The organism is Micromonospora sp. MW-13 (assembly GCF_003434305.1).
In the GTDB taxonomy this organism is placed as follows: Bacteria; Actinomycetota; Actinomycetes; order Mycobacteriales; family Micromonosporaceae; genus Micromonospora.
Map to the genome: position 1 here is coordinate 50,962 of NZ_QKKX01000030.1, position 17,342 is coordinate 68,303.

18 protein-coding genes are annotated in these 17,342 nt (G+C 75.3%); 1 reads left to right on the forward strand and 17 read right to left on the reverse strand.

What is annotated here, in order from left to right:
* Nucleotides 1-42 precede the first annotated feature (42 nt).
* A complete protein-coding gene (gene hisD / locus C5N14_RS15860) occupies nucleotides 43-1,365 on the reverse strand; it encodes a histidinol dehydrogenase (protein ID WP_117668860.1) in 1,323 nt (440 codons plus the stop codon).
* 106 nt (nucleotides 1,366-1,471) lie between these two features.
* Here hisD and C5N14_RS15865 point away from each other — a divergent pair, with 106 nt between their 5' ends.
* Complete coding sequence (locus C5N14_RS15865) at nucleotides 1,472-2,173, forward strand: LON peptidase substrate-binding domain-containing protein (protein WP_117668861.1); 702 nt, start codon at nucleotides 1,472-1,474, stop codon at nucleotides 2,171-2,173.
* Here the strand turns inward: C5N14_RS15865 and C5N14_RS15870 are convergent.
* From C5N14_RS15870 to murC, 16 genes are all read right to left on the reverse strand, one after another.
* On the reverse strand, nucleotides 2,088-3,044 hold the full coding sequence (locus tag C5N14_RS15870) for a DUF2567 domain-containing protein (RefSeq protein ID WP_371685851.1): 957 nt from the start codon (nucleotides 3,042-3,044) through the stop codon (nucleotides 2,088-2,090). The two genes, C5N14_RS15865 and C5N14_RS15870, sit on opposite strands and share 86 nt — an antisense overlap.
* A gap of 56 nt (nucleotides 3,045-3,100) precedes the next feature.
* A complete protein-coding gene (locus C5N14_RS15875) occupies nucleotides 3,101-4,765 on the reverse strand; it encodes an AAA family ATPase (RefSeq protein ID WP_371685852.1) in 1,665 nt (554 codons plus the stop codon).
* A 97-nt stretch (nucleotides 4,766-4,862) separates the two neighbouring features.
* A complete protein-coding gene (locus tag C5N14_RS15880; RefSeq protein ID WP_117668863.1) occupies nucleotides 4,863-5,852 on the reverse strand; it encodes a hypothetical protein in 990 nt (329 codons plus the stop codon).
* 43 nt (nucleotides 5,853-5,895) lie between these two features.
* Complete coding sequence (locus C5N14_RS15885; protein WP_117668864.1) at nucleotides 5,896-6,840, reverse strand: RluA family pseudouridine synthase; 945 nt, start codon at nucleotides 6,838-6,840, stop codon at nucleotides 5,896-5,898.
* Nucleotides 6,837-7,451: a signal peptidase II gene (gene lspA / locus C5N14_RS15890; RefSeq protein WP_117668985.1), complete on the reverse strand. Its 615-nt coding sequence runs from the start codon at nucleotides 7,449-7,451 to the stop codon at nucleotides 6,837-6,839. Before lspA ends, C5N14_RS15885 begins: the two co-directional genes overlap by 4 nt.
* 62 nt (nucleotides 7,452-7,513) lie before the next feature.
* Complete coding sequence (locus tag C5N14_RS15895) at nucleotides 7,514-7,933, reverse strand: TraR/DksA family transcriptional regulator (protein WP_117668865.1); 420 nt, start codon at nucleotides 7,931-7,933, stop codon at nucleotides 7,514-7,516.
* A 224-nt stretch (nucleotides 7,934-8,157) separates the two neighbouring features.
* Nucleotides 8,158-9,663: a potassium/proton antiporter gene (locus C5N14_RS15900; protein ID WP_117668866.1), complete on the reverse strand. Its 1,506-nt coding sequence runs from the start codon at nucleotides 9,661-9,663 to the stop codon at nucleotides 8,158-8,160.
* A 22-nt stretch (nucleotides 9,664-9,685) separates the two neighbouring features.
* Nucleotides 9,686-9,985, reverse strand: coding sequence for a DUF167 domain-containing protein (locus C5N14_RS15905; RefSeq protein ID WP_117668867.1), 300 nt, complete (start codon nucleotides 9,983-9,985; stop codon nucleotides 9,686-9,688).
* 6 nt (nucleotides 9,986-9,991) lie between these two features.
* A complete protein-coding gene (locus tag C5N14_RS15910) occupies nucleotides 9,992-10,708 on the reverse strand; it encodes a hypothetical protein (protein WP_117668868.1) in 717 nt (238 codons plus the stop codon).
* A gap of 73 nt (nucleotides 10,709-10,781) precedes the next feature.
* Nucleotides 10,782-11,582 (reverse strand): DivIVA domain-containing protein, encoded by an 801-nt coding sequence (locus C5N14_RS15915; RefSeq protein WP_117668869.1) that lies wholly within the window; start codon nucleotides 11,580-11,582, stop codon nucleotides 10,782-10,784.
* A gap of 52 nt (nucleotides 11,583-11,634) precedes the next feature.
* Complete coding sequence (locus C5N14_RS15920; RefSeq protein WP_117668870.1) at nucleotides 11,635-11,934, reverse strand: YggT family protein; 300 nt, start codon at nucleotides 11,932-11,934, stop codon at nucleotides 11,635-11,637.
* Between the two features lie 29 nt (nucleotides 11,935-11,963).
* Nucleotides 11,964-12,674 carry a cell division protein SepF gene (locus tag C5N14_RS15925; RefSeq protein ID WP_117668871.1) on the reverse strand — a complete coding sequence of 237 codons (711 nt, stop codon included), beginning with the start codon at nucleotides 12,672-12,674 and terminating at the stop codon, nucleotides 11,964-11,966.
* Between the two features lie 192 nt (nucleotides 12,675-12,866).
* Nucleotides 12,867-13,613, reverse strand: a complete 747-nt coding sequence (locus C5N14_RS15930; RefSeq protein WP_117668872.1) for a YggS family pyridoxal phosphate-dependent enzyme — start codon at nucleotides 13,611-13,613, stop codon at nucleotides 12,867-12,869.
* Nucleotides 13,614-13,622: 9 nt separating this feature from the next.
* Nucleotides 13,623-14,738 (reverse strand): cell division protein FtsZ, encoded by a 1,116-nt coding sequence (gene ftsZ / locus C5N14_RS15935; protein WP_117668873.1) that lies wholly within the window; start codon nucleotides 14,736-14,738, stop codon nucleotides 13,623-13,625.
* A 274-nt stretch (nucleotides 14,739-15,012) separates the two neighbouring features.
* Nucleotides 15,013-15,831: a cell division protein FtsQ/DivIB gene (locus tag C5N14_RS15940; RefSeq protein ID WP_117668874.1), complete on the reverse strand. Its 819-nt coding sequence runs from the start codon at nucleotides 15,829-15,831 to the stop codon at nucleotides 15,013-15,015.
* Entirely contained in the window at nucleotides 15,828-17,309 is a 1,482-nt protein-coding gene (gene murC, locus C5N14_RS15945) for a UDP-N-acetylmuramate--L-alanine ligase (protein ID WP_117668875.1), read from the reverse strand. Before murC ends, C5N14_RS15940 begins: the two co-directional genes overlap by 4 nt.
* Nucleotides 17,310-17,342: the final 33 nt, after the last annotated feature.

Genomic DNA, 17,342 nt, shown 5'->3' on the forward strand with positions numbered 1-17,342 from the left:
CGGCCTGCGGCCGGTGCGGGCTGAGCCTGATGGTTCGCTCGCTCACGGGGCGTCCTCCGGGAAGCGCGCGCTGACCGCCTGGCCGTGGGCCGGCAGGTCCTCCACCCCGGCGAGGGTGACCACGTGCGGGGCCACCTCGCGCAGCGCCTCGCGCGTGTACTCCACCAGGTGGACGCCGCGCAGGAAGGACTGCACCGACAGGCCCGAGGAGTGCCGGGCGCAGCCGCCGGTGGGCAGCACGTGGTTGGAGCCCGCGCAGTAGTCGCCCAGCGACACCGGCGACCACGCGCCGACGAAGATCGCCCCGGCGTTGCGCACCCGCAGCGCCCACTCGCGGGCGTTCTCGGTCTGGATCTCCAGGTGCTCGGCGGCGTACGCGTCGACCACCCGCAGGCCGGCCTCCAGGTCGTCGACGAGGACCACGCCGCTCTGCTCGCCGGTGAGCGCGGTGCTGACCCGCTCGGCGTGCTTGGTCGCGGGCACCTGGCGGGCCAGTTCCCGCTCGACCGCCTCGGCCAGCGCGGGCGAGGGGGTGACCAGCACGCTGGCCGCGAGGGGGTCGTGCTCGGCCTGGCTGACCAGGTCGGCGGCGATGTGCGCCGGGTCGGCCGTGTCGTCGGCGAGGATGGCGATCTCGGTGGGGCCGGCCTCGGCGTCGATGCCGACCACCCCGCGCAGCAGCCGCTTCGCGGCGGTCACCCAGATGTTGCCCGGGCCGGTGATCATGTCGACCGGGTCGCAGCGCTCCGCGCCGGTGGGGTCGACCGGCGAGCCGTACGCGAGCATGGCCACCGCCTGGGCGCCGCCGACGGCGTACACCTCGTCGACGCCGAGCAGCGCGCAGGCCGCGAGGACCCGGGCGTCGGGCAGGCCGCCGTTGGCCTGCTGGGGCGGGCTGGCCACCACCAGGGAGCGGACCCCGGCCGCCTGGGCGGGGACCACGTTCATCACCACGGTCGACGGGTACATCGCCAGGCCGCCGGGGACGTACAGGCCGACCCGGTCCACCGGCACCCACCGCTCGGTGACCGTGCCGCCCGGCACCACCTGCGTGGTGTGGTCGGTGCGCCGCTGGTCGGCGTGCACCTTCCGGGCCCGGCTGATCGACTCAAGCAGCGCGGCGCGGACCGGCGGGTCGAGCGTCCCCTCGGCCTCGGCGATCGCCTGGGCGGGAACCCGCAGCCGCTCCGGCGAGACGCCGTCGAACCGCTCACTCGCCTCCCGGATCGCCGGGTACCCATGCTCCCGGACCGCCTCCACGAGCGGGCGGATCCGCTCGACGGCCACGGAGACGTCGAGTTGGGCACGGGGCAGCAGGCGGCGGGGGTCCCGGCCGCCGCCGCGCAGGTCGATCCGATTCAACACGCTTGCGAGTCTAGGCGGACGGCCCGGCCCGGACCCGCGCCGTCCGCACGGCGGGACGGTGAGCCGAGCCACGCCGACGCGGCGCGGGCGGGCTAGGCTCGACCACGTGACTGCACGGTTGCCGATCTTCCCCCTCGGGACGGTGCTCTTCCCCGGCCTGGTGCTGCCGCTGCACATCTTCGAGGAGCGCTACCGAGCCCTGGTGCGCCATCTGGTGAGCCTGCCCGAGGGCGCGCCCCGCGAGTTCGGGGTGGTGGCGATCCGGGCCGGCTGGGAGGTGGCCCCCGGGGCCACGGAGCGGCCCGTCCCCGGCGTCGGGGACGTCACGCTGCACGAGGTGGGCTGCACCGCCGAGCTGCGTCAGGTGACCGAGCTGACCGACGGCGGGTTCGACATCGTCACGGTGGGGCGGCGGCGGTTCCGCGTCACCGACGTCGACGAGCGGGCCGAGCCGTACCTGACCGCCGAGGTGGAGTGGCTGCCGGAGCCGGGCGGCCCGGACGAGGGCGCCGACCTGCTGGCGGCCCGGGTCATCTCGGTGTTCCGGCAGTACCTCGGCCTGATCCGCCCCGACCCGGAGGAGATCTCCGAGCAGCTCCCGGAGGACCCCACCGTCCTGTCCCACCTGGTCGCCGCGACGGCCCTGCTGACCGTGGACGACCGGCAGCGGCTGCTCGCCATCGACGACACCGCCGCCCGGCTCCGCGCCGAGCTGCGGCTGCTCAACCGCGAGGCGGCTCTCCTGCGCCAGGTGCGGGCGGTTCCGGTGCCGCTGTCGGAGCTGGCGAGCCCGCCGGCCCCGAACTGACCCCCGGGGGGCCGGGGGTCGCGGAGGGCGGGCCGGCCGGGGGGCCGCCGGGCGGGGCGGCCAGCACCCAGGCCAGCTCGGGCGGCGGCTCCGGTCGCAGCGACGGCCAGCGGGACCAGCCGGCCAGCAGGGTGTACGCCACGGCCGCGGCGAACGCCGGCAGCAGCAGGTTGCCGTACGGCACCGGGAGCACGTCGAGGAACCAGTGCACGCCCCCGGCGCGCAGGTCGGCGGGCTTGGTGAACGCCTGCCCCGGCGGGGCGTCGGCCAGCAGCCGGTCGTACGTCGACAGGCCGATCCGGCGACCGACCTGCCAGGCCACCGGGGCCGCCGCGAGCCCGCCGAGCACGCCGGCGAGCAGCCCGGCGGGCCCCCGGCGGCGACGCAGCAGCATCCACAGGGCCAGCGCGGCGAGCACGCCGAAGCCGAGCCCGAGCATGCTGAACCAGCCGTCCGCGGCGATCGGCTGCTCCGGCTGCGGCTGGGCGTAGACGGCACCCTCGGCGGTCTTGACCACCGGGGTGTCGGGCGCGACAGCCGCCCACAGCAGCCCCAGCGGCACACCCAGCGCGCCCAGCGCCGCCGCCGCGCCGAGCGCCACCGCGAGCGACCGGCCCGGCCGGTGCGCGGGCCGGTCGGCGGCGGGGGGCGGGACGTTCCCGGTGTCGGGCGTCGCCGGCCCGGGGGCCGGCCAGGCGAGCGGGTCCGCGCCGGGCGCGGCGGCCGGGGTGCCCGCCGGAACCGGCAGGCCGGCCGACCGTCCGGGGGCCTGCGGGCCCGCCGCCGGCCGGGGTTGCGCCCCTGACTCGGGCCCGCCGGGCGCGGCGGGTGGGGGCACGGGGCGGTCGGAATCGGAGGTGTCCGGGCTCACCGGTTGATCCTTCCAGACCTGGCCCGCGCCCGGGGCGGCGGTGCCGCCGGACGACCTCAGCGGGCGAAGGGTTCGAGCATGATCGACGCGGCGCGCAGCCAGGCCTGGCGGGTCTCCGGCTGGAGCTGCTGGTACTCGATCGAGGACCCGGTCTCCAGCGCCGGGTCGTACGGCACCACGGCCACGGCCCGGGTGCGGGTGGCGAAGTGCCGTTCCAGGTCGTCCTGGAGCGGGGAGCGGCCGGGCGTCGGGCAGGAGATCAGGGTGACCGCGTTGTCGGCCAGCTCGCCCATGCCGACCTCGTGCAGCAGGTCGAGCATCCAGTCCGCGCTGAACGCGGCGTCCTCCCGCGGCACGGTGGTCACCACGAGCTGGTCGGCCGCCTGCATCACCGACCGCCAGTTCGGGCTCTCCACGTTGTTGCCGGTGTCCACGCAGACCACGTCGTGGGTACGGCGCAGCAGCTCCAGCACCCGCTTGACGGTGAACTGGTCCAGCCGCTGGGCGAACCGGGGGCTCTCCTCCCCGGCCAGCACGTCGTACGAGCCGTCGGAGGCGTGCCGCAGGTAGTCGTCGAGCTGCCCCAGCAGGGCCCCGCCCTCCAGGATCTCGATCTGGGCGAGGTCGTGGATCAGGTGCCGGATGGTCCGGGCGTGCCGGGCACTGCCGGCGCGCAGCCCGAGGGTGCCGCGCAGCTCGTTGTCGTCCCAGGCGAGCACGCCCCGGCCCCGCACGCTGCCGACGGTGGCGGCGGCCAGCACCGTGGCCGTGGTCTTGTGCACCCCGCCCTTGGGGTTGGCGAAGGCGAGCACCCGGGGGGTGCCCAACTCGCGGCGGAGGACCCCGGCGGCCCGCTCCAGCTCGCTCTCCGGGCTCGGCGGTCGCCACTCGATCCGGGCCGGGTAGCCCCGGTCCACCACCGCCGGCGGCCCGGCCTGGTACGCCGGCTCGACCGGCGGCTGGTAGACCGGCTCGACCGGGTACGCCGGCTCGACCGCCGGCCGGTACGCCGGCTCGACCGGGTAGCCCGGCTCGACCGCCGGCCGGTACGCCGGCTCGACCGGCTCCGCCGTTGGCTGGTAGGTCGGCTCGGGCCGGTAGCCGCCGCTGTCCAGCAACGCGTACCGGGACTCGGCCGGCGGCGGCTCGGGCCGGTAGCCGTTGTCCAGCAACGCGTAGCGGGACTGGGCGGGCGGGGCGGGGTCGGCCCGGCGTACCGGCTCCGGCTCGGGGCGGCCCGGCTCGGCCCGCCACGCCGGTCCGGGCTGGTAGGACGGCTCGACCTGGTACGCCGGCTCGACCGGATAGGCCGCCTCGGCCCGGTACGTCGGTTCGGCCTGGTACGTCGGTTCGGCCCGGTAGGACGGTTCGGGCTGGTAGGACGGGTCAGGCTGGTAGGACGGGTCGATCCGGTAGGCCGGGTCCACCCGGTAGCTCGCCCCGGCCCGGTAGCCCCCGGGGGGCGGCTCGGCCCGGTGGCCGGGCTCCGCGCCGTACGACGGCTCGGCGGACGGGCCGATCGCCGCCGCCCGCCCGGCGTAGCCGTTGCCCGACACGCGCCGGGGCAACGGCTCGGGGGCCGCCCGGGACGCCTCCTCGGCACGATGGTCGGCCTCGGCCTGCTCCGCGGTGCGACCGCCGTGGCGGGCCCGGTCGAGCAGCGCCCGCCACCGCGGTGCCGGCTCGGCCGGTCGACCCCAGCCGGTCTCCGTGCCGTCCAAGGCTCGCCCTCCCAGCGCCATCGATCTCCGCCTGACAGGCTACGAACGAAACCCTATTCGGACCACACCGGTCCGTGCACATCCTGATCCGTCTTTGTCACCGGGGCACCGCCGCCGGGCCGCCGCCGGCCGTATCCGGCGAGGTCGCGGCGCTCGGCGCGACCTGTCCGGCCGACGCCGGGCCGACGGGCGGTGACGACGCCGCGACCTTCGGTGCCGCTTCCGACGTTTCGCCCACCCCCGGCACCGGCCCGGTGTCGGCCGGCGGGCGGGCCACGTCGCGCTGTTCGGGCAGCGGCGGGGTGACCACCGCACGGTCCAGCCGGCGCAGCTCGGGGGCCGGGTCGACGGCCCGGATCCGGGGCCGGCCGGCCAGGTCCCGCAGCGCCTCCGGCGTGCCCCGCACCACCGCCGCGTACGCGCAGGCACACCCCGCCCGGTACGCCGCCGCCTCGCCCGCCGCGACCCGCGCCCCGGTCTCGTACCCCCGGCGCAGCTCGGGGTCGGCGGCGCCGGCGGCCCGGGCCCGCTGGTCGATGGCCTCGCGGTCCTTGCGGTCGGCCACCCCGGCCATCCCGGCGGTCACGTCCTGCGGCAGCCACTGGACCGCCAGTCGGACGATCTCGGTCTGCCGGCCGGGCAGCGGCGCCCGGGCCACCACCTCCGCGACGGACACGCCGTCAAGCAGCGCTGGCAGCCCGCCCGGGGCGACGTACGCCGAGAACGCCACCAGCGCGTACGTGCCGGCCGGCGACCCGGCGGCCGACAGGGCGGCCAGCTCGGCCTCGGCGGCGCGCAGGTAGCCGGGGATCGGGTCGCCCGAGGCGATCCCGACCCGGGTCACCTCGCCCACCGTGCGGTCCCCCGCCGGCCGGTCCTGGCGGCTCGCCCATCCGGCGGTGAGCAGCACCGCCGCCACCGCCGCCACCGCGGCCGAGGTGAGCCAGCGGGGCAGCCGGCGGGCCGCTGCCGGCACGGCCGGACCGGCGGCGGGGCCGGACGCGACGGCCGGCCCGGGGTCCGGGACCGGCAGCGGCTGGTCGTCGCGCGGCTGCTGGTCGGACTGCGGCGGTTCGGCAGCGCGCACCGGGGCGGTCCCCCTCGTCGGATGAGTCTCGGCGGACGTCGGGTCAGTCGCGGAGGATCAGCAACGCCCGTTCCAGGTCGGCAGGGTAGTCGCTGACGAAGGTCACCTCGTCACCCGTCCGCGGGTGCAGGAAGCTCAGCGACCTCGCGTGCAGCCACTGCCGGTCCAGGCCCAGCCGGGCGGACAGCGTCGGGTCCGCGCCGTAGGTGAGATCGCCCACGCAGGGGTGCCGCAGGGCGGAGAAGTGCACCCGGATCTGGTGGGTCCGCCCGGTCTCCAGCCGGACGTCCAGCAGGCTCGCCGCCGGGAACGCCTCCAGCGTGTCGTAGTGGGTGACGCTGGGCTTGCCGCCGGAGACCACAGCCCACCGGTAGTCGTGGTTCGGGTGCCGGTCGATCGGGGCATCGATGGTCCCGCGCAGCGGGTCCGGGTGGCCCTGCACCACGGCGTGGTAGCGCTTCTCCACCTCGCGGTACTTGAAGGCGCGCTTCAGCGCGGTGTACGCCTGCTCGCTCTTGGCCACCACCATGATCCCGGTGGTCCCGACGTCGAGGCGGTGCACCACGCCCTGGCGCTCGGCGGCGCCGCTGGTGGAGATCCGGTGCCCGACGCCGGCCAGCCCGCCGATCACGGTCGGTCCGGTCCAGCCGGGGCTGGGGTGGGCCGCCACGCCCACCGGCTTGTCCACCACCACGATGTCGTCGTCGGCGTACACCACGCGCAGGCCGGAAACCGCCTGCGGCACCACGGTCGGCGGGGCGACCGGGGCGGGCAGCGTCACCTCCAGCCACGAGCCGGCCTTGACCTTGTGCGAGTTGGGCCGCGCCGCGCCGTCGACCAGCGCGTCGCCGGCGTCGATCAGGGCCGCGGCGGCGGTGCGGGAGAGCCCGAAGAGCCGGGACACGGCCTGGTCGAGCCGCATCCCGTCCAGGCCGTCCGGCACCGGCAGGGACCGCTGGTCGCCGCCCGCGGCGAACGCCGCGGTCATGCCCGCTCCCGCTGCGCGGCCGGGGCCTCGTCGGCGGCCTTGTCCTTGCCGAGCCGGGAGCCGTCGCGCTGGCGCCCGGTGAGCTCCAGCGCCACGGCCAGCACCACGCCGCAGACCAGCGAGCTGTCGGCCAGGTTGAACACCGGCCACACCTGGCCGTACGGGTCGAAGAGGCTGATCATGTCGACCACGTGGCCGACGAAGTGGCCGGGAGCGCGGAAGATCCGGTCGGCCAGGTTGCCCAGCGCCCCGCCGAGCACCAGGCCGAGCGAGACCGCCCAGGGCAGCGAGCGCAGCCGCAGCGCCATCCAGCCGATCCAGCCGATCACCGCGGTGGTGATCAGCGGAAAGACCCAGGTGTGGTCGGCGCCGATGCTCCACGCCGCCCCGCTGTTGCGGGTGAGGCTGAGGTAGACCGCTCCCCCGAGCAGCCTCACCGGCTCCCGGTCGCTGAGCGCGAGCAGGGCGAAGTGCTTGGTGAGCAGGTCGGCCAGGAACGCCACCAGGGCGACCGAGACGAGGATCACGATCGCCCGGCGCCGGGCGAGAGGCCCACTCCCGCCCGGCTCGGCGGTGCGGGTCTCGGACCCGGCGGGCGGTGTAGCCGTCATCTGCTCCCCATCGACGCTCTCGGCGGTGATCACTCACCGTCCTGATCGGCCGGGGAGCGAGGTCAGCGCCGCTCCTCCAGCTGCTTGCACTTCACGCAGAGGGTCGCCGACGGAAAGGCGGCGAGCCGCTCCACCGGGATCGGGTCGCCGCACCGCTCGCACCAGCCGTAGCCGCCCTCGTCGAGCCGCTCCAGCGCCCGCTCGACCTGCGCGATCCGTTCCCGGATGCTGTTGGCGAGTGAGATCTCCTGCTCCCGCTCGAACGTCTTGGTACCGGTGTCGGCCTGGTCGTCCCCGGCCGAGTCCGTCAGCCGGTCGCGCTGCAGCTCGGTGATCTCGCTCAGCGTCTGATCGTACTCGGCGCGCAACTCGTCCCGCCGGGCCGCCAGGGCCGCCCGGATCTTGTCGGTCTCCGCGGCGCTGCGGGTGGCCTTGGCCACCGGCTTGCGGCCGGCGGTCCTGGTGTCGGCTGGCTTCGCCATCGTCGCTCCCTCGCGCCGCGGCGCCGCGGCGCTGCCGCGGCCCCTGGACAGGGGCCGCCGGCCTGGCGCCCCCAGGTAACAAAACGGGCGCACGGCAGCGATCGCCGTGCACTCCGGAGGTTGGCAAGAATACGGAACGTACAGGCGTCCGACAACGTGCCGCACCGCCGCCCCGCCATTCCGCCCCGAAAAGCCCTTAATTGGGCAAAAGGAACGCTAGCAGATCAACCGTCGCGATCCTCGCCGTACTCGCCAAACCACCGAGCCAGGCGCCCCCGACGGCTGACCGCGCGCAGCCGTCGCTCGGTGGCGTCCCGCACCCCCGCCGTCGCGACGATCAGCAGGCTGTCGCCGGCCTTCAGCCGGGTGTCCGGGCCGGGCACGAAGCCCGCCCCGTCGCGCAGCACCAGGGTCACCGAGGCACCCGCCGGCAGCCGCAGCTCGTCCACGTGCACCCCGGCCAGCCGCGACTGCGCAGGCACCTCGAGTTGCAGCAGGTCCGCCCGCATCCGCTCCAGCGGCGCGATCTCCACCCTGATCTCCGCCGGCTCGGCGGGCGCGGTCACCCTCAACCAGCGGGCGGCCGGGGCGAGCGTGCCGGCCTGGAGCAGGGTGAAGATGACCACCAGCACGAAGACCGCGTCGAAGAGCCGCTCCGCCCCCGGCACCCGCTCCGACAGCGGGATGGTCGCCAGCACGATCGGCACCGCCCCGCGCAGCCCGGCCCAGGACAGGAACGCCTGGTCACGCAGGCCGAACCGGAACGGCCAGGCGGACACCGCCACCGACAGCGGCCGGGCGGCCAGCACCAGCGCCAGCCCGGCGACGACCGCCGGCAGCAGCGCCGCGTCCAGCCGACCCGGCGAGGCCAGCAGCCCCAGCAGGACGAACAGGCCGATCTGGGCCAGCCAGGCCAGCCCGTCGGCGAAGCCGAGGATGGCCTGCCGATGCGGCAGCCGGGCGTTGCCCAGCAGCACCCCCGCGACGTACACGGCCAGGAAGCCGGAGGCGTGCAGCACCGCGCCCGCCGCGTACGCGAGCACGGTGAAGCCGACCGCCGCGATCGGGTACAACCCTGCCGAGGGCAGCGCCGCCCGGCGCAACGCCGCCCGGCCGGCGAACCCGACGCCCAGCCCGACCGCGGCGCCCACCCCCAGCTCGTAGCCGAGCAGCAGGCCCTCGTACCACCACGGGTGGGCGGCATCGGTGGCCGAGCGGGACAGCAACACCACCAGCAGCACCACCGGGGCGTCGTTCATCCCCGACTCGGCCTCCAGGGTGGCGACCAGCCGGGGCGGCAGGCGCAGCCGGCGCAGGGTGGCGAAGACGGCGGCGGCGTCGGTGGACGAGAGCACCGCGCCGTAGAGCATCGCCAGCCGCCAGTCCAACCCGAGCAGCAGGTGCACCGACAGGCCGACCACCAGGATGCTCACCACCACCCCGACGGTGGACAGCGCCGCGGCCAGCCCGAGCACCGGGCGCAGGGTGCTCCACCGGGCGGTCAGCCCGCCCTCGGCGATGATCACGATCAGGGCGCAGAAACCGAGGGTGCGGGTCAGCTCGACGTCGTCGAACCGGATGCCCAACCCGGACTCGCCGATCGCCACGCCGAGCGCGAGGTAGACCAGGAGGCTCGGCACGCCCAGCCGGGTGGAGAACCGGACCGCGCCGACGGCCACCAGCAGCACCGCGGCGCCGAGCAGCAGTGCCAGGTCGAACCCGGGGGTCATGCCGACCCGGGACGGGCAGCCGTCACCGGTCGGCCCCGTCGCGCAGCCGGCGCAGCGCCTGCGCCAGCTCCGGCGGCGGGCGCTCGACGAGAAAGAGCTTGTCCCGGCTGGCCGCGCCGGCCCGCAGCGACACGGCCGCCGGCCGGACGCCGAGCGCGTCGGCCAGCGCCCGCCGGGCCGCCTCGGTGGCCCGGCCGTCGACCGGCGGGGCGTTCACGGCGATCACCAGGGCCGGCCCGTGCGGGCCGTCGTGCCGGCCGCCGACCCGGGCCCGGGCGGCCCCCGGCTTCACCCGTACGGCGACGGTGAGCGTGTCGTCCATCGGGGGTCAGAGCGGCCGGGCGTCGGCGAGCAGGAAGGTGTCCGGCGCGCAGCGGGCGCACGGGGTGAAGCCCAGCCGGACGGCCTCGGCCACCGGCAGCGGCTCGGCGTCACGGCCGAACAGGTGCGGGCAGTCGGCCAGGTGGTAGCGGGGGCGCCCGTCGACGACCTGGACCTCGGCGTCGAGCCGGGCGACCAGCGCGGCGTCCGGCGGGGACACCCGCAGCGCGGGCGGCTCGTCCGGCGGCACGGCGACCTGGTCCGGGTCGGCCGGGCCGGCGTACGGATCGTCCTGGTCGGCGTACGGCTGCCCGTCGAAGGACAGGTCGTGCGGGCCCTCGGCCGGGTACGGCTGCCCGTCGGCGGGCGGGACGTGCGGGTCCTCCCCGACGGCCGACGAACCGGGTGATTGCCGCCACCCGGTGTCGTCGGCACCGCTCGTCGTAGGAACGTGCTGGACCGGGATGTCCGGTCCGGCCGGGGTGGGTTCCCCGGCCTCCGGGTCGTCGCCGGCCGGTCGCCGGCGGGCCCGGTGGGCGTCCGGGTCGGACCGCCCGGCTGCCGCCCGGGTGGCGGCTGCCTGGCGGGCACCGACCACCAACGCGACGGCGGCCAGCAGGCTGGCCGCGATGGAGGCGGCCAGCAGCAGGCTGGAGCCCCCGGTGAGGCCGACCACCAGAAGCACGACGGCGACGAGGATGAGCAGCAGGCTTGCGACTATCACGGCTCACCCCCGCCGCGTCGGATTCAGGTGGGCGCGGTCGGCGGTCGTCCCCACGACGACCGCCGCACCGGAATCAGCGGCCCGACTCCAGAGCGCCGGAACGACCGCCGCCGTACGAGCCGGCGAGGCCGGCAGCCGCGAGGCCGTTGCTGCCCCCCACGGCCCGGTTGCCCTCGCGGGTCATCTCGGCCTCCAGGCCCTGGCCCCGGCCGTCGAGGTCGCGCAGCTGGCTCTCCAGGTACGCCTTGAGCCGGGTGCGGTACTCCCGCTCGAACTGCTTGAGCTCCTCGATGTGCTTCTGCAGCGCGGTGCGCTTGGCGTCCAGGCCGCCCATGGCCTCCTGGTGCCGCTGGCGGGCGTCGCGCTCCAGCGCGTCGGCCTTGGCGCGCGCCTCGCGGGTGACCTCCTCGGCCTTGGAACGGGCCTCGGAGAGCAGCTGGTCGGCCTCGCGACGGGCGTCGGAGACGTGGTCGTCGGCGGTGCGCTGGGCCATCATCAGCACCCGCAGCGCCTGCTGCTCGCCGTCGCCGGTCGCGGTCGCGCCGCCCTGGGCGCGGACCTGCTCCAGCTCCGCCTGCATCGCGCGGGCGGCCTGCTCGGCCGCCGCCTTGTCGCGCTGCACCCGGTCGAGCTGGGCCTTGACGTCGTTGAGCTCGGCGGCGAGCCGGGCGTCGCCGCCGGGGCCGGCGGGGGCACCGCCACGACCACCGCGCTCCACCTGGGCGCGCAGCTCGTTGTTCTCCTCGATCAGACGGGCAAGCTCACGCTCGACCTCGTCCAGGAAGGCGTCGACCTCCTCCTCGTCGTACCCCCGCTTGCCGATCGGCGGCTTTTTGAAGGCGACGTTGTGGACGTCGGCCGGGGTCAGCGGCATCGAAACTCCTCGGGTCAGTTGCGGCCGCGTAGCGGGCTGGACCTGCGGGTGTTCACCCTAGGATCAGCCGCTTCAACACGAACTCCATCAGCACGAACAGGATAACCAGGAGCACAAGGGAGGCCAGGTCGATGCTCACGGTACCAATTCGCAGCGGAGGGATCACACGCCTCAACGCCTTGAGAGGCGGATCAGTGACGCTCCACACGGATTCCAGTCCCGCCGTCGCTCCCCGCCCCGGCTGCCAGCGGCGGCCATAGGCAAGGACCGCGCTGAGGACAAACCGGGCCAGAAGAATGATCAGGAAGACATACAGAATCAGGTACAGGACTTGCAGCAGGATCGACAACACAGCAGGCGACGTCCCTCGGTCGGGCGGGGCTAACTCAGGCTGAAGAACCCGCCCTCGGCAATCTTGGCCTTGTCCTCCGCGGTGACCTGGACGTTGGCCGGTGAGAGCAGGAACACCCGGTTGGTCACGCGCTCGATCGTACCGCGCAGGCCGAACGCCAACCCGGCGGCGAAGTCGACCAGTCGGCGGGCATCCGCCTCGTCCATCTCGGTGAGATTGATGATCACTGGGACGCCGTCGCGGAAGTGCTCCCCGATCGTGCGGGCCTCCCGGTACGTGGTCGGGTGCAGCGTGGTGATCTGGTACCGCTGCTCCTCCTCGGCCGGCGCCACCCGCTCCCGGCTCTGCGACTGCGGGGCCAGGGCCAGGTTGTCCCGGGTGTGGTAGGTCAGCGCGCCCGAGCCGTCGCCGGTGGAGTTGCGGGTGATCGACCGGACGCTGGACCGGTCGGGGCGCTCGCGCTCGACCCGCTCCGGCCGGTCGGACTCGGCCCGGTCGCCGTCCAGCGGGCGGCTCGCGGAACGCTCGGTCAGCCGACCCCGCTCCCCGGCCCGGGGCCGGGGAGCCGGCGGCTCGTCGGCCTCGTCGTCATCGTCGTCGGCGAACTCCTCGGCGTACCGGCCCTGCCGGTAACGCGACTCGCGGTAGCCACCCTTGTCGTAGCCACCGTCGTCGTAGGCCCGCTCGTCGTCCTCCTCGACCAGACCGAGCCAGACCCCCGCCTTGCGCAGTGCACCCATCCCGCGCCCTTCCGTCCGCCGTGCGGCACGCGCCCCCGTGCCGTGTCGCTTCTCGCGAGTGGACTACCAACTGCCCACCGGACCGGAGCGGCAATCCCCGGCCCGCGATTCGCGGTCTCGGGCCCTGCCCCCTGACAACGGGACGCCGCTCCTGAAACAACACTGATGTAATTTGCTTCTCTCGCGGTCAGGCTACCGCAGCGTGGAACGCATTCCGAGCAACGCGCTGCCGACGCGGACATGTGTCGCGCCGTACCCGATCGCGGTTTCCAGGTCGCCGCTCATTCCGGCGGAGAGGGCGACCGCCTCCGGATGGGCGGCCCGGAACTCCCGCGCCACCTCGGCCAGCCGGGCGAACGCCCGCTCCGGCTCCCAGCCCAGCGGGGCCACCGCCATCAGCCCGGCCAGCCGCAGCCCGGCCGCGCCGGCGACCGCCTCGGCCACCGGCCCCAGCCCGGCGTCCGGATCGGCGGAGCCCGGCAGCGCGCCGCCGCGGGCCGGGTCGCCGTCGATGCTGAGCTGGACCAGCACGTCGAGGGGTCGGTCCCGGCCGGCCGCCGCCGCGGCGCCCAGCGCCCGGGCCAGCCGGGCGCTGTCGACCGACTGGACGACGTCGGCGTACCGGACCACCGAGCGGCACTTGTTGCGCTGCAACTGCCCGATGAAGTGCCACCGCGGGGCCACCCCGGCGGCGGCCACCTCGGCGGCCTTGCCGGCCGCCTCCTGGTCCCGGTTCTCCCCCACCTCGGTCACCCCGAGCCCGGCCAGGAGCAGCACGTCGGAGGCCGGGTAGGTCTTGGTGACCGCGACCATGGTGACCTCGGACCGGTCCCGCCCGGCGGTCGCGCAGGCATCGGCGATCCGGGCCCGGACCTGGGCCAGCCCGGCCGCCAGCTCGGCCCGGCGGTCCGGGCGCACGGTCGGCTTCGCGTCGGTCATCGCCGCTGGTCAGGATCCGTTCTTGAGGAAGTCCGGCACGTCCACGTCGTCGAAGAGCACGCGGCGCGGCGACTGGGTCGGCGCCGGCATGGTGGTCTGCGGCGGCACCGGCGCGGCGGGCTGGGCCGGCTGGTTCTGGTTGGTCTTGCGGCCCGGCTCGGCCGCCTTGTACGCCGGGGTGCCGCCGTCGAAGCCGGCGGCGATCACGGTGACCCGCACCTCGTCGCCGAGCGCGTCGTCGATGACCGCGCCGAAGATGATGTTGGCGTCCGGGTGGGCCGCGTCGGTGACCAGTTGGGCCGCGTCGTTGATCTCGAACAGGCCCAGGTCGGAGCCGCCGGCGATGGAGAGCAGCACGCCGCGCGCGCCGTCCATGCTCTGCTCCAGCAGCGGGCTGGAGATGGCCGCCTCGGCCGCCTCCACCGCGCGGTTCTCCCCGCGGGCGCTGCCGATGCCCATCAGGGCGCTGCCCGCGCCGCTCATCACGCTCTTGACGTCGGCGAAGTCCAGGTTGATCAGACCCGGGGTGGTGATCAGGTCGGTGATGCCCTGGACACCGGAGAGGAGCACCTGGTCGGCGGTGCGGAACGCGTCCATCATGCTGATGTTGCGGTCGCCGAGCGCCAGCAGCCGGTCGTTGGGGATGACGATCAGCGTGTCGCACTGGTTGCGCAGCTCGTCTATCCCCGCCTCGGCCTGCACCTGGCGGCGCTTGCCCTCGAAGGAGAAGGGCCGGGTGACCACGCCGATGGTCAGCGCGCCGAGCTTGCGGGCGATGTTCGCCACCACCGGCGCGCCGCCGGTGCCGGTGCCGCCGCCCTCGCCGCAGGTCACGAAGACCATGTCGGCGCCCTTGAGCACCTCCTCGATCTCGTCGCGGTGGTCCTCGGCGGCGTTCTTGCCCACGTCCGGGTTGGCGCCCGCGCCGAGTCCGCGGGTCAGCTCGCGGCCGACGTCCAGCTTGACGTCGGCGTCGCTCATCAGCAGCGCCTGCGCGTCGGTGTTGATCGCGATGAACTCGACGCCCTTGAGCCCAACCTCGATCATCCGGTTGACGGCGTTGACGCCGCCGCCCCCGATGCCGACGACCTTGATGACCGCCAGGTAGTTGTGCGGAGGTGTCATCTCCGGTCCTTTCCCTTCGAGATTGGCATGGGCCGACCCCACACGGCTTGGCCAGACCAGCGTCGACAGTCAGCCTGTCCCTACGAGGCCGAGAGCTGAACCCTCACCCTCTACTAGAGGCTTACAGTTATGTCAACCACTGATCCTCTTCGGGGCAACGTAAGCGGCCCCACGCCCGGAGCCAAGGACCCGCCCGGCGTGTCGCCGCCAGGAGAGGGCCACGCCTCACCGCCGCGCGCCACCGGCCACCCCGGACGGGCCGCTGACCGGCCAGTCACTTGAAGGTGACCACGTCCGGGGCGCTGACGTCGATCGTGTCGGCCTCACGACCGAGCAGGGCGGTGGCCACCCGGGCCTTGTCCGCGCCCCGGGTGGCATCCCCCCAGACCACGGTCCGGTCGCCGGCCAACCGCAGGCTGATCCGGGCCAACCCCGCCACGGTCACCTCCACCAGTTGCCCACGTAGCTGCGGGGTGAGCGCGGCCAGCACCTCCAGCCCGGCCCGGGTGCCCGGGTCCTCCGGGCCCGGCCGGCCGACCCGCACCACCGGCAGGCCGTCCGGCGGCCGAGGCAGGGACCGGAAGACCACCCCGGACCGGTCGACCACCGCGAACGCGCCGCCCTGCGGCACCGCCGCCACGGGCGTCCGCTCCACCACCCGCACCACCAGCGTGCCCGGCCAGTCCCGGGTGACCGTCGCCTGCTGCACCGGGGCCAGCGCGCCGATCCGCCGGGCGGTGCCGGCCAGGTCCACCCGGGCCAGCGGGAAGTCGTCCGGTACTCCGGCGGCCTCGCGGACCTCCACGGGGCTGACCAGCTTGGCGCCCTCCACCCGGACCTCGCGCACCCCGAGCAGGCCGGTGCCGAACACCGTCCAGGCCACCAGCGCGACCACGACGAGCACCCCGGCGGCCACCGCCCAGGGCAACGCCGCGCGCATCCGGCGCTGCCGGGCCCGGGCCATGAACCGCCGCGCGGACGGCGGCACCGCGTCGGTTCCGGCCCGGACCAGCTGCCAGCGGCGCACCGGCCCGCGCCGGCCGCCGCCCGGGTCCGCGCCGGTGGTACGCCCGCGCGCCGGACCGGGGCTCATCCGGTGGTGGCCGCCGAGCCGTCCGGGTCGACGGCGGGGCCGACGCCGGCGGCGGCACGGGCGCGGGCCGACAGGGCGTCCAGGAGCTGGTCGCCCATCAGCGAGATGGGCGGCGCGCCCATGGTCACCACCACGTCGCCGGAGCGGGCCCGGCGGGCCACCTCCGCCGGCGCGTCGTCCCAGGAGTCCGCGAAGACCTTCCGGTCGGCGGGCAGCGGCACGGCCTCGATCAGCGCAGCCGAGCCCTCGCCGGGCTGGCGCAGTTCGCCGGGGCCGAAGACCTCCAGCAGCACCAGCTCGTCGGCGATGCCCAGCGCCGCGGCGATCTCCGCCTGGAGGTCCCGGGTGCGGTAGAGCCGGTACGGCTGGAACACCACGATCAGCCGACCCGCGCCGGCCACCTCGCGCAGCGTCTGCAACGCCAGGGTCATCGAGGTCGGATGGTAGGCGTACTCGTCGTAGACCAGCACCCCGTCGGCGACGCCCTTGCGCTCGAAGCGCCGCCGCACGCCCGGGAACGACCCGAGCGCCGCCTCCGCCGCCTCGACCGGCAACCCCAGCAGGTACGCGGTCAGCACCGCCGAGGCGCTGTTGAGTCCCATGTGCCGCCCCGGCACCGGCAGCCGGATCTCGCCCAGCGAGCGGCCGTCCACCTCGGCCAGGTAGCGCACCCCCTGAGCGGACGAGACGATCTCGCTCAGCCGCAGGTCGGCGTCCGGCGCCTCGCCGTACGTGTGCACCCGGCGGCCCTCGGCCCGCAGCGTCTCGGCCAGCCGCCGCCCGCCCGGGTCGTCGGCGCAGGTGACGATGAACCCGTCGGGGTCGGTGAGTCGGGCGAACTCGGCGAACGCCGCCTCCAGGGTGGCCAGGTCGCCGTAGGTGTTGAGGTGGTCCGCCTCGATGTTCGTGATGACCGAGACGTACGGGCGGTAGATGAGGAACGAGCGGTCGCTCTCGTCCGCCTCGACCACGAAGTGCTCGCCGGTGCCGTGGTGCGCCCCGGAGCCGACCTCGGAGATCTCCCCGCCGATCACGAAGGACGGATCGACCCCGGCCTGCTGGAGCACCATCGTCACCATCGAGGTGGTGGTGGTCTTGCCGTGGGTGCCGGCCACCGCCACCGTCCGCCGGCCGGTCATCGCCGCGGCCAGGGCCTCGGAGCGGTGCAGCACCCGCAGCCCGCGCCGGCGCGCCTCCACCATCTCCAGGTGGTCCTGGGGAATGGCCGAGGAGTAGACGACGGTGTCGACGCCGTCGAGGTTGGCCGGCTCGTGGGTGGAGTGGATGGTCCCGCCCAGCGCGCGCAGCCCGGCCAACGACGGCCACTCCCGCAGCTCGCTGCCGGAGACCGGCAGGCCCCGGGTCAGGAACAGCCGGGCCAGCCCGCTCATCCCGACCCCGCCGACCCCGATCAGGTGGATCCGGCCCAGGTCCTCGGCGGTCAGCGTGCCGGCCGGGGTGAACTGCGCGGTGTTCATGACGGGTACCTTCCGGTCTCGACGGTCGGCCCG

Excerpts from the sequence above, each read along its gene's own strand:
- C5N14_RS15915 (WP_117668869.1), bottom strand. The coding sequence starts at position 11,582 with ATGCCGCTGACCCCGGCCGACGTCCACAACGTCGCCTTCAAAAAGCCG.
- C5N14_RS15940 (WP_117668874.1), bottom strand. The coding sequence starts at position 15,831 with ATGAGCCCCGGTCCGGCGCGCGGGCGTACCACCGGCGCGGACCCGGGC.
- C5N14_RS15905 (WP_117668867.1), bottom strand. The coding sequence starts at position 9,985 with ATGGACGACACGCTCACCGTCGCCGTACGGGTGAAGCCGGGGGCCGCC.
- murC (WP_117668875.1), bottom strand. The coding sequence starts at position 17,309 with ATGAACACCGCGCAGTTCACCCCGGCCGGCACGCTGACCGCCGAGGAC.
- C5N14_RS15930 (WP_117668872.1), bottom strand. The coding sequence starts at position 13,613 with ATGACCGACGCGAAGCCGACCGTGCGCCCGGACCGCCGGGCCGAGCTG.
- lspA (WP_117668985.1), bottom strand. The coding sequence starts at position 7,451 with ATGACGGCTACACCGCCCGCCGGGTCCGAGACCCGCACCGCCGAGCCG.
- C5N14_RS15900 (WP_117668866.1), bottom strand. The coding sequence starts at position 9,663 with ATGACCCCCGGGTTCGACCTGGCACTGCTGCTCGGCGCCGCGGTGCTG.
- C5N14_RS15895 (WP_117668865.1), bottom strand. The coding sequence starts at position 7,933 with ATGGCGAAGCCAGCCGACACCAGGACCGCCGGCCGCAAGCCGGTGGCC.
- ftsZ (WP_117668873.1), bottom strand. The coding sequence starts at position 14,738 with ATGACACCTCCGCACAACTACCTGGCGGTCATCAAGGTCGTCGGCATC.
- C5N14_RS15885 (WP_117668864.1), bottom strand. The coding sequence starts at position 6,840 with ATGACCGCGGCGTTCGCCGCGGGCGGCGACCAGCGGTCCCTGCCGGTG.
- C5N14_RS15925 (WP_117668871.1), bottom strand. The coding sequence starts at position 12,674 with ATGGGTGCACTGCGCAAGGCGGGGGTCTGGCTCGGTCTGGTCGAGGAG.